Annotated in this window: 22 protein-coding genes; 1 reads left to right on the plus strand and 21 read right to left on the minus strand. The window is 44.0% G+C overall.

All coding sequences use genetic code 11. The features are described from left to right. Positions 1-432 precede the first annotated feature (432 nt). From VYJ22_RS01235 to VYJ22_RS01245, 3 genes are read right to left on the minus strand one after another with little or no spacing between them, the layout of a single operon-like run. Positions 433-1971 carry a PH domain-containing protein gene (locus VYJ22_RS01235; RefSeq protein WP_329904554.1) on the minus strand — a complete coding sequence of 513 codons (1539 nt, stop codon included), beginning with the start codon at positions 1969-1971 and terminating at the stop codon, positions 433-435. Then, the gene (locus tag VYJ22_RS01240; RefSeq protein ID WP_329904555.1) at positions 1958-2479 is read right to left on the minus strand and encodes a PH domain-containing protein; all 522 of its coding nucleotides are present in this window, start codon (positions 2477-2479) and stop codon (positions 1958-1960) included. The genes VYJ22_RS01235 and VYJ22_RS01240 overlap by 14 nt, the downstream gene beginning before the upstream one ends. Before the next feature lie 29 nt (positions 2480-2508). Continuing rightward, entirely contained in the window at positions 2509-2871 is a 363-nt protein-coding gene (locus tag VYJ22_RS01245) for a hypothetical protein (protein ID WP_329904557.1), read from the minus strand. Between the two features lie 184 nt (positions 2872-3055). Between VYJ22_RS01245 and VYJ22_RS01250 the strand changes: the two genes are divergently transcribed. Continuing rightward, positions 3056-3226 (plus strand): hypothetical protein, encoded by a 171-nt coding sequence (locus VYJ22_RS01250; protein WP_329904559.1) that lies wholly within the window; start codon positions 3056-3058, stop codon positions 3224-3226. Positions 3227-3403: 177 nt separating this feature from the next. Here VYJ22_RS01250 and rpsN read toward each other — a convergent pair whose 3' ends face one another. The 18 genes from rpsN to rpsL all read right to left on the minus strand — a co-directional run bounded on the left by rpsN (position 3404) and on the right by rpsL (position 13353). Beyond that, the gene (rpsN, locus tag VYJ22_RS01255) at positions 3404-3673 is read right to left on the minus strand and encodes a 30S ribosomal protein S14 (protein WP_329904560.1); all 270 of its coding nucleotides are present in this window, start codon (positions 3671-3673) and stop codon (positions 3404-3406) included. Positions 3674-3676: 3 nt separating this feature from the next. Beyond that, positions 3677-4237, minus strand: a complete 561-nt coding sequence (gene rplE, locus VYJ22_RS01260) for a 50S ribosomal protein L5 (protein WP_329904561.1) — start codon at positions 4235-4237, stop codon at positions 3677-3679. Then, on the minus strand, positions 4237-4557 hold the full coding sequence (rplX, locus tag VYJ22_RS01265; RefSeq protein ID WP_329904562.1) for a 50S ribosomal protein L24: 321 nt from the start codon (positions 4555-4557) through the stop codon (positions 4237-4239). The genes rplE and rplX overlap by 1 nt, the downstream gene beginning before the upstream one ends. Positions 4558-4576: 19 nt before the next feature. Then, positions 4577-4942, minus strand: coding sequence for a 50S ribosomal protein L14 (gene rplN, locus VYJ22_RS01270; protein ID WP_329904563.1), 366 nt, complete (start codon positions 4940-4942; stop codon positions 4577-4579). A 1-nt stretch (position 4943) separates the two neighbouring features. After that, on the minus strand, positions 4944-5201 hold the full coding sequence (gene rpsQ / locus VYJ22_RS01275; RefSeq protein ID WP_407989135.1) for a 30S ribosomal protein S17: 258 nt from the start codon (positions 5199-5201) through the stop codon (positions 4944-4946). An 11-nt stretch (positions 5202-5212) separates the two neighbouring features. Further along, complete coding sequence (rpmC, locus tag VYJ22_RS01280; protein WP_329904565.1) at positions 5213-5410, minus strand: 50S ribosomal protein L29; 198 nt, start codon at positions 5408-5410, stop codon at positions 5213-5215. A 5-nt stretch (positions 5411-5415) separates the two neighbouring features. Continuing rightward, entirely contained in the window at positions 5416-5850 is a 435-nt protein-coding gene (gene rplP / locus VYJ22_RS01285) for a 50S ribosomal protein L16 (RefSeq protein WP_329904566.1), read from the minus strand. 21 nt (positions 5851-5871) lie between these two features. Then, complete coding sequence (rpsC, locus tag VYJ22_RS01290; protein ID WP_329904567.1) at positions 5872-6603, minus strand: 30S ribosomal protein S3; 732 nt, start codon at positions 6601-6603, stop codon at positions 5872-5874. A gap of 5 nt (positions 6604-6608) precedes the next feature. Further along, positions 6609-7016 (minus strand): 50S ribosomal protein L22, encoded by a 408-nt coding sequence (rplV, locus tag VYJ22_RS01295; RefSeq protein WP_329904569.1) that lies wholly within the window; start codon positions 7014-7016, stop codon positions 6609-6611. Between the two features lie 53 nt (positions 7017-7069). Further along, positions 7070-7339 carry a 30S ribosomal protein S19 gene (gene rpsS / locus VYJ22_RS01300; protein WP_329904571.1) on the minus strand — a complete coding sequence of 90 codons (270 nt, stop codon included), beginning with the start codon at positions 7337-7339 and terminating at the stop codon, positions 7070-7072. 20 nt (positions 7340-7359) lie between these two features. Next, the gene (gene rplB, locus VYJ22_RS01305; protein WP_329904573.1) at positions 7360-8184 is read right to left on the minus strand and encodes a 50S ribosomal protein L2; all 825 of its coding nucleotides are present in this window, start codon (positions 8182-8184) and stop codon (positions 7360-7362) included. Positions 8185-8193: 9 nt separating this feature from the next. Continuing rightward, positions 8194-8487, minus strand: a complete 294-nt coding sequence (rplW, locus tag VYJ22_RS01310; RefSeq protein ID WP_329904574.1) for a 50S ribosomal protein L23 — start codon at positions 8485-8487, stop codon at positions 8194-8196. Between the two features lie 12 nt (positions 8488-8499). Then, entirely contained in the window at positions 8500-9129 is a 630-nt protein-coding gene (rplD, locus tag VYJ22_RS01315; RefSeq protein ID WP_329904575.1) for a 50S ribosomal protein L4, read from the minus strand. Beyond that, positions 9130-9750, minus strand: a complete 621-nt coding sequence (gene rplC / locus VYJ22_RS01320; RefSeq protein WP_329904576.1) for a 50S ribosomal protein L3 — start codon at positions 9748-9750, stop codon at positions 9130-9132. A gap of 21 nt (positions 9751-9771) precedes the next feature. After that, positions 9772-10077, minus strand: coding sequence for a 30S ribosomal protein S10 (rpsJ, locus tag VYJ22_RS01325; RefSeq protein ID WP_329904577.1), 306 nt, complete (start codon positions 10075-10077; stop codon positions 9772-9774). An 18-nt stretch (positions 10078-10095) separates the two neighbouring features. After that, positions 10096-12219 (minus strand): elongation factor G, encoded by a 2124-nt coding sequence (fusA, locus tag VYJ22_RS01330; protein ID WP_329904578.1) that lies wholly within the window; start codon positions 12217-12219, stop codon positions 10096-10098. Between the two features lie 5 nt (positions 12220-12224). After that, positions 12225-12701 (minus strand): 30S ribosomal protein S7, encoded by a 477-nt coding sequence (gene rpsG / locus VYJ22_RS01335; protein WP_329904579.1) that lies wholly within the window; start codon positions 12699-12701, stop codon positions 12225-12227. 247 nt (positions 12702-12948) lie between these two features. Continuing rightward, complete coding sequence (gene rpsL / locus VYJ22_RS01340; protein ID WP_329904580.1) at positions 12949-13353, minus strand: 30S ribosomal protein S12; 405 nt, start codon at positions 13351-13353, stop codon at positions 12949-12951. Between the last annotated feature and the right edge of the window lie 1719 nt (positions 13354-15072).

The following is a 15072-nucleotide window of genomic DNA, read 5'->3' on the forward strand; positions in this document are numbered from 1 at the left end:
AGACTTACCCTAATAGATTTCTTAACTCATCCCCCAAACCGCCTATACATGTACTTCTATCAAGAAATGCAATAATAGGGCCGTATTTTCTTCAGATATTAAGTTTGACGATACGATATGGGGGTTCAATTTATTTAGCCCGCTAATTTTATTGATTTGGGGTGACTGAGAGACGGTTTCTTATTTAGACTTTGTACAAATAAGCTAAGTGTCTTAACTACAAAATATAAAAATTCACTGCTTTACTACAGATAATCAATTAATTCAGTAAACAGGGATTCAGGGGGTTAGTATAGCGTCATATGCTCTACCTATATTGACATTTTGATATCCCCCTATCCCACATCACACCCTCCACACATAGCCCCTTGGCAGTATCATCAAAGCCGATGGCATAGTGACCCCACCACCATACCTGAGGAGAACGCTAAACTATGACTCCGCGACAAAAAGCAAGTAGTTGCGCAGGCGATTGACCTCGGCATAGGGCAATGAGCGCAACACAAAATCATCACCCATGGTGCTTATCCATAGACTACACCGGCCAGTAGGTAGCTGCCACAGAGCCTGGCGTACCTCTACACGCTCTATGCGACTGATAGGGATGAGTCTTTTGATAGAGGCATACCGGCCTGTATATACGAGCAGATGCCGAGAGCTCACAGCTACTCCTGCATGACGGTAAGTGAGGTATGCCCCCACAGTTCCTATAACGAGCCACACGGCCGTAAGGGAGAGCATAAGGGGCAGGAAGAGGGCAAATACTAAAGTGATGGGCAGGCTGGGCAACAGGCATTTGACAAACCAATTATAATACATGAGCCCCCCCCCCGAGCGAATCACAGGGGCGGTGAGGATGTCAGGATCGTGTGCCCACCAGTCAATGATCAGTCCAGGATCCTTCAAGCCAAAAATAGTGATGGAGGCTTTGCGTTGCTTCTCATTGCCTGCTATATTATGTGCTTGATCGAATATCACGGTGTATAGCCCACTCTTGCGCTCGAGTATATTTTGCTTCCAGCTCAGGATGATCACCTTGGAGCGGCGGATACGCTGCCTTATCTCGGTGATGAGACCCGCAGTGTATTCCATGCGCGAGGGATAAAGTCGTAGGGTAAGCCCGGCTTGCCTGAAAACAATAGCTGTGCCCCAGATGACAATACTCATGATATAAACCACGATGGAGACTTGGAGTATCAGCATGAGTTGGGCTCCCAAAGACATGTTCACAACATTTTGCACCATGCTGTCGGAGTCCTTGAGTATATGCAGGAGCATATCCTTTACCAAATCCTCAACCTGGTTGTAAATAGTAAATATAAACACAAGAAAAAGCAGAAATCCCTTGATATGATTCTGCGTATAGGCTCCCATAAGTAGCTGCCCTATGCTAAAGTGGGTAGTATGCAGGCAAGGCTCTTCTTGTGACAGCTCAGTGGGCTCGGGGAAGTCTTGCAGGGCAACGTCTGCATCGCACTCCTCGCATACGGGAAGTGAGGTGACAGACAGCTCTTGCATAGCAATGGCATGACGAAAAGCATCGGCTTGGGCATGTGGCAATATGATCTCGGCTTCAGCTCCTGCACTCCCCGCGGTATCAAACTCCAGTCCTTCCATATCGAAGAGACGATAAAATATACCGTTTTTGGATCGAATATTATGGATGCGATCGAGTGGCATCACGGTGATGCGCTTGGCGATCAGGCCTCGCTGTATATACAGAGAGTGATCTGCTATATAAAATAAGGTATATCGGTAGCGATAGCATGCGGAGAGTATGGCGAGTAAGACAAAGACAACGATGGTGATGCCGATAATGACGAAAAATTTGTTGGGGTTATGCAAATTGGGCAGCGACCAGATAATCCCGGCATAAAAGATCTTGGACCACTGCTTGATCTGCTGTGCCAGAATCACTACAAAAGCCTCGGAGCCCATGCGCTGCTTCTGCGAAAAATCAGGATGCTTCATCAGTCTTTATTCTTTCCATAATAAAAGATTTGAGACGTAGTGCATCGTCATAGCTGAGGCCGTGTACGATCATGTTTTCGCTCACACCCGAAGCATTGAATATCACCACATGGTAGTAGCCCATGATACGAGCCAGGATGCTCTGCCGCACGGTCACCTGCTGTATGCGCCTGAAAGGGATAGTAGAGACGATGTGTCGTATGATGCCACGGCGGTAGGTGATATCGTGCGACCTCACGGCATAGCCCCTGTAACGATAGGCCTCACGGATCATAAGCATATTGATGACGTACCCTAAAGCAATGACGGCTGTGAGAATCCAAGCTACATAGAGCGGATACTCTGCAATGACAAACTGAGGAACCCATACCAAAATCAAAAGCAGAAACCACCGGAGACTTATAGCGACATACATGCCCAAGCGGTAGCGTGGTTGCAAAGGCTCGAAGTCAAGAAGCTCAGCATCGGGCAAATTATCGGTGGAGATATTAAAGTTTTCGAAATGCATGGTAATGAAATAAAGAGGGGTAAATAAGACTAGCGCTTCGTGGGCTCCAGCGTAATAGTCTCCAATACCAAAATACGGGATGTGATCTGTTTGATCTCGTAGCGTGAGATCACATGAAGCACGGAATCATACAAAGTGAGTGCGTTATTATGGGAATCGAACTCATATTTACCTTCAAAGCTATTGTAAACGCCCCTATTGACATTGAGCTCTGTGTATATGTATGTCATGTTTTTCTTGAACACATACTCTTTATATCCACGTACAGAGAGGTCTGAGTTGTCATGTTTGAGCCTCCAACTACCATAAAGCAGAGTGATGTCCATGCCCGGCTCGTTTTTGCCACACCCTATTACTCCTATCAACAACAGAGGTATGAGCAATAAGCTCATAAAGATTTTTGTTTTCAAAATGTTATATCTAATGGTTAGAGACTGCTAAGTTACATTTTCCGTGTAATAAAAGCCCGATTTCATCTCCTTTATTTTGCTCATGAGAGCATGAGTCTTACGGATTATATCTTACAAGACGTAATGCATCAACTAATTGGAGACTGTTGCAAAAGTCAACAGTCTTGTGGATTTTGGAGGCAAAGCCGACAAAAGACACTTTGACCGGGCAGAGAGGGTAAAGTGCAAGGCGCTAAGAGTGAGTGCACAGGGAGTTTACTTCAGGCAAATGACCAAGCGCGAATCTCGCAAGCAACGAAGCAATTGGCCTGCTATGCAACGGTCTCAATTGCTGTAATAACAAGGGGTAAGCTGTGTACAATTCATGTCGGGTTGAAAAATAAAAGAGGGACAATGTACTCGGAGTACATTGTCCCTTTTCGGTTAGTATATCTGAACCTCAGCTCCCCTACTCTATACCTCTCTACTCACTGAATAGAAAGAAAGACGAGGAATGTGAAGTTAGGATTGCTTGTTACCAGCTTGACTTCTTGATGCCCGGGATAAGACCAGCAGATGCCATTTCACGGAATTGAATACGTGAAATACCAAACTGACGCATATATCCTTTGGGACGACCCGTCATAGAGCAACGATTGTGCAAACGTACGGGAGAAGCATTCTTAGGAAGTGACTGAAGAGCTTCGTAGTTGCCTTCAGCTTTGAGCTGAGCACGCTTTTCAGCATACTTGGCAACTAATTTGGCACGCTTCACTTCGCGGGCTTTCATTGATTCTTTTGCCATATCTTAATTTCCTTTTTTAGCGTTCTTAAACGGCAAGCCAAACTCTTTGAGCAGGGCATAACCTTCTTCGTCAGTCTGGGCAGAAGTTACGAAAGTAATGTTCATACCGAGGATCTTGGTGATTGAGTCCAAGTTGATTTCCGGGAAGATGATCTGCTCGCTGATACCGAGGGTATAGTTGCCTCTACCATCGAATTTGCTCTCGATACCTTTGAAGTCTCTGATACGTGGCAATGCTACACGTACAAGTCTCTCAAGGAACTCATACATCTGCTCACGACGCAATGTTACCATAACGCCGATAGGCATCTTCTTACGAAGTTTGAAGTTAGAGATATCCTTGCGGGATACAGTAGCAACAGCCTTCTGACCGGTGATGGTGGTAAGCTCATCGATAGCAACATCGATAATCTTCTTATCACCTGTAGCGATACCGAGACCTTGGTTGATAACTATTTTCTTCAACACAGGTACCTGCATCTTAGACTTGTAACCGAATTGCTCGATCAAGGCAGGTACTATGCGCTCTTTATATTCATTCTTAAGCTTTGCAGTATTGCTCATTACTTAATCTCCTCTCCTGATTTTTTTGAATAACGTACAAGTTTGCCATTCTTATCAGCCTTGCGACCGATACGAGTAGCTTTACCACTCTGAGGATCCACCACATTCAGGTTAGAGATATGAATTGAGGATTCTTTCTTCTCAATTCCCCCCTGCGGGTTCTTTGCACTGGGCTTTGCATGCTTGGTAATGATACCTACACCTTCGACAACAGCGCGCTCTTTCTTCACAATGACTTCAAGCACACGGCCTGTCTTGCCTTTGTCTTCACCGCTGTTTACGATAACAGTGTCGCCCTTTTTTATATGTAACTTACTCATTTCTGATTCGTCTTATAAATTATAGAACTTCGGGAGCCAAAGAGATGATCTTCATGTTCGAAGCACGCAACTCACGTGCCACAGGACCAAAAATACGACTACCACGCATCTCACCGCCGGCATTCAAAAGAACACATGCATTATCATCGAAACGGATATATGATCCGTCTTGGCGTCTTACTTCTTTTTTGGTGCGAACAATTACAGCCTTAGAAACGGCACCCTTTTTCATATCACTTGATGGGATCACGCTTTTGATAGCCACTACGATCACATCACCGACAGAGGCATAACGGCGGCGTGTACCACCCAATACACGGATACAAAGAGCTTCTTTTGCTCCGCTATTATCAGCAACTACTAGTCTTGATTCCTGTTGTATCATATTATTTTGCTCTTTCGATTATGTCAGTTAATCTCCATCTCTTAGTACGGCTCAAGGGACGAGTTTCCATAATACGCACGGTATCACCGATGTTGCATTCGTTCTTTTCGTCATGAGCGTGGTACTTCTTCGTCTTATTAACGAACTTACCATAGATAGGATGTTTCTCTTTCCATTTAACTGCAACGGTGATGGTCTTGTCCATCTTGTTGCTGGAAACTACTCCTACACGTTCTTTTCTTAATCTTCTTGTTTCCATCGGGTCACTCATTAATTATTATTGAGTTCACGTTGACGAAGCACAGTCTTCATCTGTGCAATCATCCGGCGCATATGCTTGATTTCTGAAGGATTATCCAGAGGTGTAACAGCATGATTTATACACTTCTGGTTGTATGCAGCCTCTTCAGCTACGATACGCTCCTGAAGTTCCGGAGTCGTAAGCTCTTTTATTTCTGCTAATTTCATCTCAATTATGCGTTAGGATTTGTCATGTCATAATCGCGGCGAACCACGAACTTAGTAGTCACAGGCAGTTTCTGAGCAGCCAAGCGAAGTGCTTCTTTGGCAATCTCATAAGGAACACCTTCGATCTCAAAAATCATACGACCGGGAGTAACTGGAGCCACGAATCCTTCAGGCGAACCTTTACCCTTACCCATACGTACTTCAGCAGGCTTCTTAGTGATAGGCTTGTCCGGGAAGATGCGTACCCACACTTGACCTTGACGCTGCATATAACGTGTTACTGCAATACGAGCAGCTTCGATCTGACGACCGGTAATCCATTTGCTCTGCAGAGACTTGATTCCGAAAGAACCGAAAGCCAACTGATTGCCGCGTTGGGCATTGCCCTTCATGCGACCTTTTTGTTGCCTTCTAAATTTAGTTTTCTTTGGTTGTAACATTTCTTGTTTCTGTCTTAAATGTTAGCGATTACCTCTTCTTTTACGGTGGTTACGTTCGCCACGGCCGTTGTTTTCACGACGACCGCCGGTAGCCTTAGGAGCAGCAAACGAAGGCGCGAGGTCACGCTTTTCATACACTTCACCTTTGCAAATCCAAACCTTAACACCGATCAACCCTACTTTAGTCAAAGCTTCAGCTTGCGCGTAGTCTATATCCGCACGCAATGTGTGAAGAGGAGTACGTCCTTCTTTGAACATCTCGGAACGAGCCATTTCAGCTCCGTTCAGACGACCTGAAACTTGAACCTTGATACCTTCAGCACCCATGCGCATAGCTGATGCGATGGCCATCTTAACGGCACGACGGTAAGCAATCTTACCTTCGAGCTGACGAGCGATGTTATCAGCAACGATAGCTGCGTCTATCTCGGGCTTACGGATTTCAAAGATATTGATCTGAACATCTTTGTCGGTGATCTTCTTCAACTCCTCTTTCAGTTTATCAACTTCTTGACCACCTTTACCGATAATCATACCCGGACGAGCTGTGCAGATGGTAATTGTAACCACCTTCAACGCACGTTCGATAACAATACGTGATACACTAGCCTTAGCCAAACGAGCATTCAGGTATTGACGAAGCTTGCTGTCTTCCAACAGCTTGTCTCCGTACTTTGAACCACCATACCAATTGGAATCCCATCCACGGATGTATCCCAAACGATTACTAATTGGATTAATTTTCTGTCCCATCCTGATTAAATGCTTTCGTTTTTAGTTAGTGTATCCACAAATAGCGTTACATGGTTCGAACGCTTACGAATTCTGTAACCTCTACCTTGGGGAGCAGGACGCATACGCTTCAATGTAGAAGCGCCATCTACAAATATCTTAGTGATGAAGAGCTCGCCTTCCTCAGCTTTACGATCATTTTTCTGTTCCCAGTTAGCTATAGCCGAGCGTAATAACTTTTCTACGCGTGCAGAAGCCTCTTTGTTAGAATATTTCAAAACGCCAAGAGCACGATTAACCTCCATACCGCGAACCATATCTACCACCAAACGCATTTTGCGAGGTGAAGTAGGAACATTGCGCAATGAGGCAAAATAGGTGGTCTTTAGGGCTTCTTTTCTTGCTTCGGCTGAATTTTGTTTTCTAGCACCCATTATTCTTAATACTTTTATTATTCAGATTCCTGAAGTGTTTGTACTCAACCGAATTACTTCTTCTTATTACCGCCATGGCCACGGAATGTACGCGTAGGAGCAAATTCGCCCAACTTGTGTCCAACCATGTTTTCGGTTACAAAAACAGGAATAAATTTATTACCATTATGAACTGCAATGGTGTGACCCACGAAATCGGGTGAAATCATTGAAGCTCTTGCCCATGTCTTAACTACAGCCTTCTTACCGCTCTCGTTCATCGCCAAGACCTTTTTTTCCAGCTTGAGATTAATATATGGACCTTTCTTTAGTGAACGACTCATAATTTTTCTTAATTAATCAGTTACTTAGTACGTCTCTCGATGATATACTTAGAAGAGTGCTTCTTAGGAGCTCTAGTCTTAAGACCCTTAGCATAAAGGCCGGTGCGTGAGCGAGGATGTCCTCCTGATGCACGTCCTTCACCACCACCCATGGGGTGATCTACAGGGTTCATAACCACACCACGGTTGCGTGGTCTGCGACCTAACCAGCGAGAACGACCAGCTTTACCTGACTTCTCAAGAGCATGGTCTGAGTTGCCTACACTACCAATAGTAGCTTTACAAGCCGACAAAATACGGCGAGTTTCACCTGAAGGCATCTTGATCACTACGTAAGTACCTTCACGAGAGGTGAGCTGTGCGAATACACCGGCAGAGCGAACCAACTTGGCGCCTTGACCGGGACGAAGCTCGATATTGTGAATAATAGTACCTACAGGTATGTTTGCCAATGGCAAAGCGTTACCTACCTCAGGAGCAGCTTCTGCGCCTGACATCACTGTCTGACCGACTTCCAATCCGTCGGGGGCAAGGATATAAGCCTTTGCACCGTCAACGTAGTACAACAATGCGATGCGTGAAGTACGATTTGGATCGTACTCGATGCTCTTTACTGTTGCAGGGATGCCGTCTTTAGTTCTCTTGAAATCGATAAGACGAAGTTTTCTTTTATGACCACCGCCAATATAGCGCATAGTCATCTTACCGGTATTGTTACGACCACCGGTCTTTTTCATACCAACTACAAGAGACTTCTCTGGTGCACTGGCAGTGATAGTATCAAATGCACCAATAACCTTATGTCTCTGCCCCGGCGTTGTGGGCTTTAGTTTACGTATAGCCATTTTCTTTTATTAGATATTTCCGAAAAAGTCGATGGTATCACCCTTCTTAAGCGTAATAACAGCCTTCTTGAATGAAGATTGTTTGCCTCTCAGTAATCCGCTCTTAGTATAACGGCTCTTGCGCTTGCCGTCATAATTCATCGTATTTACGCTTTCGACTTTTACATTATACATCGCCTCAACGGCATTTTTAATCTCGATCTTGTTCGCATCAGGAGAAACGCGGAAAGCATAACGCTCAGGCATCTTCTCCGTGATAGCCGTCATTTTTTCCGTGATAATCGGTTTGATGATAATTCTCATATTCTATTCTCCTTATGCCTTAAATTGTTCGTTGATAACTGCAAGAGCATCTTCGGTAACTACAAGCTTTTTGCAGTCGAGTACTGCATAAGTATGAAGTTGTGATGCGTTGATTAACTTTGCGTTTTGCAAGTTGCGAGCAGAAAGAGCTACATTCTTGTTTACATCAGAGAATACAAACAATGCCTTCTTATCAGCAACTTGAAGAGCTGAAGACATAGATAAGAAATCTTTTGTCTTAGGAGCTTCAAAGCTAAAGTTTTCAATTACCATGATGCCACCATCTTTAGCTTTATGAGCCAAAGCAGAACGACGCGCTAAAGATTTGAGCTTCTTGTTGAGCTTGAAGCTATAGTTGCGAGGGCGAGGGCCGAATACACGGGCACCACCCACCAATACGGGAGAATTGATATCACCACGACGGGCACCACCGCCACCTTTTTGACGGATCAGCTTGCGGGTACTTCCTGACAGCTCGCTACGTTCTTTAGATTTGTGAGTACCTTGGCGTTGGTTCGCAAGATACTGCTTTACGTCCAAATAGATAGCGTGATCGTTAGGTTCGATGGCGAAGATAGCATCATCGAGGCTTACCTTACGTCCGGTGTCTTCGCCTTTGATGTTATATACACTCAGTTCCATTTACTTTTCGATTTTCAAGATTGAACCTTTAGCTCCGGGCACGCTACCTTTTACAAGAAGAAGGTTATGCTCGGGCATTACTTTAATCACTTCGAGGTTCTGTACCGTAACACGCTCATTACCCATCTGACCAGCCATGCGGGTACCTTTGAATACTTTCGCAGGATATGAACAAGCACCAACGGAACCGGGAGCACGAAGGCGGTTGTGCTGACCGTGTGTAGCTTGACCTACACCACCAAAGCCATGACGCTTAACAACACCTTGGAATCCCTTACCCTTAGATGTACCGATAACATCGACAAACAATGCATCGGCAAAGAGATCTACATTGACTACATCACCCAGTTTGTACTGGTTGTTTTCAAAACCTTTGAACTCGGCCAAGTGTCTCATGGGAGCTACAGACGCTTTCTGAAAGTGACCTTTCATGGGCTTAGAAGTGTTCTTTTCTTTAGCTTCGCTAAATCCAAGCTGTACAGCTTCGTAGCCGTCATTTTCCAGAGTCTTGATCTGTGTTACCACACAAGGACCAACTTCGATAACAGTGCATGGAAGATTTTTTCCCTCGGCACTGAAAACGGATGTCATTCCGATTTTCTTTCCTAATAAACCTGGCATTTCAGTTTTTTATTAATTATCTCACACTTTGATTTCCACTTCTACTCCGCTGGGCAACTCCAACTTCATCAGAGCGTCCACTGTATCGGCAGTAGAGTTGTGGATGTCTATAAGTCTCTTGTAAGAGCAGAGCTCAAATTGTTCGCGAGACTTTTTGTTTACGAACGTTGAGCGGTTCACCGTAAAGATTCTTTTGTGAGTAGGGAGCGGTATGGGACCGCTCACTACTGCACCTGTAGTCTTTACAGTCTTAACGATCTTTTCTGCTGACTTGTCAACCAACATATGATCGTAAGACTTTAATTTAATTCTAATTTTTTGGCTCATATATACTATAAGAATGTATTATTTAATCAAATCAACGCGGCCATCTACCTCTGTAAGCACTTGCTTAGCGATAGAAGACGATACTTCTGCATAATGAGAGAAGCTCATTGTAGAAGTAGCGCGACCTGAAGTAATGGTACGCAATGAAGTTACATAACCAAACATCTCTGAGAGGGGCACTTTAGCCTTCACGATGCGAGCACCGGTACGGCTGCTTTCCATTCCTTCTACCTGACCGCGACGCTTGTTCAAGTCACCGATCACGTCACCCATACTTTCTTCCGGAGTAACCACTTCAAGCTTCATGATAGGCTCCATAAGGATAGGACCTGCCTGAGCCGATGCGTTTTTGAATGCTTGCAATGCACAGATTTCGAACGAAAGCTGGTCAGAGTCAACCGGGTGGAACGAACCATCGATCAGCGTTACTTTCAGTTTGTCCAGAGGATAACCTGCAAGTACACCATTCTTCATGGCACGCTGGAATCCTTTCTGTACAGAAGGTATAAATTCCTTGGGCACGTTACCGCCTTTTACTTCGTCTACAAACTGGAGTTCGCCTTCGAAGCTTTCGTCAGCAGGCTCCACACGTACGATGATATCGGCAAATTTACCACGACCACCGGTCTGTTTCTTGTACACTTCACGAAGTTCTACCGGCTTAGTGATAGCTTCTTTGTATGATACCTGAGGACGACCCTGATTACACTCTACCTTGAACTCACGACGCAGACGGTCTATGATGATCTCAAGGTGAAGCTCACCCATACCGCTGATTACCGTCTGACCTGTTTCGTCATTGGTCTGTACTCGGAAGGTAGGATCTTCTTCGGCCAACTTAGCCAACCCTGTACCGAGACGGTCAAGGTCTTTCTGAGTCTTAGGCTCGATAGCTACACCGATAACGGGATCGGGGAAGTCCATAGACTCAAGTGTAATAGGATGATTCTCATCACAGAGGGTATCACCGGTACGAATATCTTTGAAACCTACACCGGCACCGATGTCACCGCAACCAATTACATCCTTAGGATTTTGCTTGTTTGAGTGCATCTGGAAGAGACGTGAGATACGCTCTTTCTTCTCTGATCTTGAGTTGTAAACGTATGATCCTGCAGGCAGCTCACCTGAGTATACACGGAAGAAGCACAAACGACCTACATAGGGGTCTGTAGCAATCTTGAACGCAAGTGCGCACAAAGGAGCATCGGGCGTAGTAGGACGCACGATCTCAACTTCAGGGTCACGGGGATCTGTACCCACGATTTCAGGGGTATCGGCAGGGCTTGGGAGGTATGCACAAACTGCGTCGAGCAGTGTTTGTACGCCCTTATTTTTGAATGAAGAGCCGCAAAGCATAGGATTGATCTGCATAGAAAGAGTTCCTTTACGCAGAGCTGAGCGGATTTCGTCTTCGGTAATAGTAGAAGGGTCTTCGAAGTATTTCTCCATCAACACCTCGTCTACTTCAGCCAAAGTTTCGAGCATTTTATCTCTCCACTCTTCGGCTTCAGCTTGAAGATCTGCGGGGATGGTATCTTCTTCGTATTCTGCACCCATAGTTTCGTCGTGCCATAGGATAGCTTTCATCTTAACAAGATCTACTACACCTTTGAATGACTCTTCTGAACCTACAGGTATCTGAATAGGACAAGGATTAGCACCCAACACGTCTTTCAGCTGACGCACCACTTCAAAGAAGTTGGCACCGGAGCGGTCCATTTTGTTTACGTAACCGATACGTGGCACATGATATTTATCAGCCTGGCGCCATACCGTTTCACTTTGGGGTTCTACACCACCAACAGCACAGAAGGTAGCTACGGCACCATCGAGGATACGCAATGAACGCTCTACTTCTACAGTAAAGTCAACGTGTCCCGGAGTATCAATCAAGTTGATTTTATATCTGGTATCGTTATAGTTCCAGAAGGTAGTTGTAGCAGCAGAGGTAATAGTGATACCACGCTCTTGCTCTTGCTCCATCCAGTCCATTGTAGCACCACCATCATGCACTTCGCCGATCTTGTGTGTAAGACCGGTGTAAAACAGGATACGCTCAGACGTTGTAGTCTTACCGGCATCGATGTGAGCCATGATACCGATATTTCTGGTGAGTTTTAAGTTTTTGTCTTCAGCCATTGTGTTTAGAATCTAAAGTGTGCGAATGCACGGTTAGCTTCAGCCATACGGTGCATATCTTCTTTGCGCTTGAACGCAGCACCTTGACTATTAAATGCGTCCACAATTTCAGCAGCCAATTTATCTGACATTGACTTGCCGCCACGCTTGCGGGCAAAAAGAATCAGGTTCTTCATAGAGATTGACTCTTTTCTTTCAGGACGAATTTCAGTAGGAACCTGGAAGGTTGCACCACCGATTCGGCGAGACTTAACTTCTACTTGCGGAGTAATATTGTCCAATGCTGCTTTCCAGATTTCAAGCGGACTCTTCTCATCGTCCGAAATCTTTGCCTTTACCACCTCCAAAGCGGTATAAAAAATATCGAAAGCAGTACTCTTCTTTCCGTCGTACATCAGGTGATTAACAAACTTAGTCACCTTAACATCACCAAACACCGGATCAGGTAATACCTGTCTTTTCTTGGGTTTTGCTTTTCTCATTGTCTCAAAAAATTTCGTTTTTGTCGATTGGTTGCCATTTAGTCTTTGTCTTCAACATCCCCGCCGGGATATTTACTCAACCCTGTTTTTAGCCTATCCAATTGAACTCAAAACCGGTTCTAAAAAAACTTTTGTAAAATAATAGTTAGCGCCACATCTTTGTGGCCTTTTGAAAGGACTAATAGCCTTTGCCGCAGTAAACCTCTTTATTCCTAAAGAGTACCGCCGCCGCTCATCCGGGGTAAGCTTATTTCTTCTTACCTGTAGCAGCAGCCTGACCGGGCTTAGGACGTTTAGCGCCGTATTTCGAACGTCTTTGAGTACGACCGTTTACACCGGCAGTATCAAGCGTTCCGCGAACAATGTGATAACGTACACCGGGGAGGTCTTTTACACGACCGCCACGTACCAACACGATGCTATGCTCTTGCAGGTTGTGGCCTTCTCCGGGGATGTAAGCATTAACTTCTTTTGAATTTGTGAGGCGCACACGGGCTACCTTACGCATTGCAGAGTTAGGCTTCTTAGGAGTTGTGGTGTAAACACGTACACATACTCCACGACGTTGAGGACATGAATCCAAAGCCGGACTCTTACCCTTCTCAACCAATGTTTCGCGTCCTTTTCTAACTAACTGTTGAATTGTAGGCATTTCTTATCTGTTTATTACTATAAATTTTGTTCTTACAGTATTCATTTTACCGAGTGGACATTTCATTCGGTCGTGCAAAGGTAGTGATAATTTTTATTCCGACAAATAGAATAGTGCAAATTTATCTCAAAAAGAATGCGTTAGGTTACGGAACACAGGGTGAAAGCCACACTACTTACAGTGACAGCAGGCAAAAACAGGGAGTCATCCCGGCCCTGCATTCCATAAAATATAGACAAATCACACTCCGCCGCTCGGCATACTCTGGAATTCGCTCACCGCTATTCCGTAAGGTAATGAGGACAATATTGGCACTATACCTATTTATATATATACATGCAGATCAAAAATTATATCCTCTTCTTAGCTTCAGGATTTGCAATCAGGTAAAATGAGAGTAGAAACTATCATTTTGTCAATTTTTGCAGACAGATATGGCTACATGGATTTACTCCTTGCACCGATTAGTAGTAGCTCTTGACAACGGGGTATCGGATGTTGTATCTTTGTGTATGGGCTGTACTTTATACCAATTATACGTTTATATCTCCTAATCAATAACAATCTAAACAAATTACACAGATATGATGGCTACGGTGGATTACAATTTACCGATGAGTGCGAATCAGGGATTATTCGTTACGCCTTGTATGGAACTGTGTTGTACCTCTTCGCCGGCCTATTGCCCCTAAATCTATAGCCCCTACCACACACCGTGTATATCCTATACGGTACTTCTCTATATCCATATACCCAAGAGAAGGGCGAGTTTCATCAATGTGCCAACGAGATATCATATAGTGACCTCAGACTTATACTATAAGGTCAATTGACCTATCCTATAAAGTGGGACGACCTATCATAATAGGTCTGTAGACTTATGTACAGAGACGGTAGACTTGTCATAATAGAATTGTGCGTAGCATGGATAAATGCACCAAATCACCCTACATAATTAATAAGCAGAATATATTACCACTACATTCTCCAGATATTTATCAAACCCTCGGAATGAGACATTTCAATTTATTTAGGCTTCATTTTGGGATAGATTTCCGCCTCAAAATGCGATTTCTTATTTAGACTTTGTATAAATAAGCTCTGTGTTGTAACTAGGAAACGATAAAAAGTGGAGACTTCATAGACATTATAAACTTATTTAATTTACTAATATATAATATATTGTCAAAAACATACACTTCCTCACAAAGCTTCTTTTTTTGACATTATGTCAAAATTCAGCTCCTCCATTCGTTATAGCGGAAGATTATAAGAGAGCAAAACAGCCTGTTATAATTTCCTCATACAGCTTTTGATCCCCTTGTCACACACGCCTATTTGAGCTTGAATAGATATAAATAAAAAGAGACATTATTGCTCTGGAATATTGATGTTATTTAATCACTATAGCCTACAAATTGCAAGAAGATCCGTATTAAAATCGTGTTTTATATAATTTTATGATAAATAATCGTGGCTATGTGATTATTTTTTGTTTTCTTAGCACCCCATAAAACGGAAGTAATAAAAATATTCATCCATAGCACCATAGCGTGATGTAGATATGGCTGATGAGGAGAATATTTCTATCGACTTTCGATAATAAAATCAGCAATAGGCACGGTAGTTACCGGGTGTGATTGCCCCAAAAAGTTGATTGCACCGAGCAAAATAGCCCTGAGAGAGGAGCAAAACAAAGAGAGATACGTACACTACACA

It is taken from the genome of Porphyromonas pogonae, assembly GCF_036320655.1.
In the GTDB taxonomy this organism is placed as follows: Bacteria; Bacteroidota; Bacteroidia; order Bacteroidales; family Porphyromonadaceae; genus Porphyromonas; species Porphyromonas pogonae.